This window comes from Pseudomonas sp. BCRC 81390 (genome assembly GCF_030341915.1).
GTDB lineage: Bacteria > Pseudomonadota > Gammaproteobacteria > Pseudomonadales > Pseudomonadaceae > Aquipseudomonas.
On sequence record NZ_JATAAG010000039.1, the window covers coordinates 1 to 506 of the forward strand.

A 506-nucleotide genomic window follows, 5' to 3' on the forward strand; every position below is an offset into this window, starting at 1 on the left:
GCGCCGACGGTACGACCGCCTTCACGGATAGCGAAGCGCAGACCGTCTTCCATTGCGATGGTCTTGATCAGAGTGACAGTCATCTGGATGTTGTCACCTGGCATTACCATTTCAACGCCTTCCGGCAGTTCGCAGTTACCGGTCACGTCAGTGGTACGGAAGTAGAACTGAGGACGGTAGCCTTTGAAGAACGGAGTGTGACGACCGCCTTCTTCCTTCGACAGAACGTAGACTTCTGCGGTGAACTTGGTGTGCGGCTTGACCGAACCTGGCTTGACCAGAACCTGACCACGCTCAACTTCGTCACGCTTGGTACCACGCAGCAGAACGCCGCAGTTCTCGCCAGCGCGGCCTTCGTCCAGCAGCTTGCGGAACATTTCAACACCGGTGCAGGTGGTGTTGGTGGTTGGGCGCAGACCAACGATTTCCAGCGGATCCTGAACGCGGACGATACCACGCTCGATACGACCGGTAACAACGGTACCACGACCCGAGATCGAGAATAC

General features: G+C 57.1%; 1 protein-coding gene. It reads right to left on the reverse strand.

What is annotated here, in order from left to right:
- Positions 1 to 506, reverse strand: a 506-nt coding sequence (locus QSV36_RS14255; protein ID WP_289132543.1) for an EF-Tu C-terminal domain-related protein, incomplete at both ends; no start/stop codon positions are given.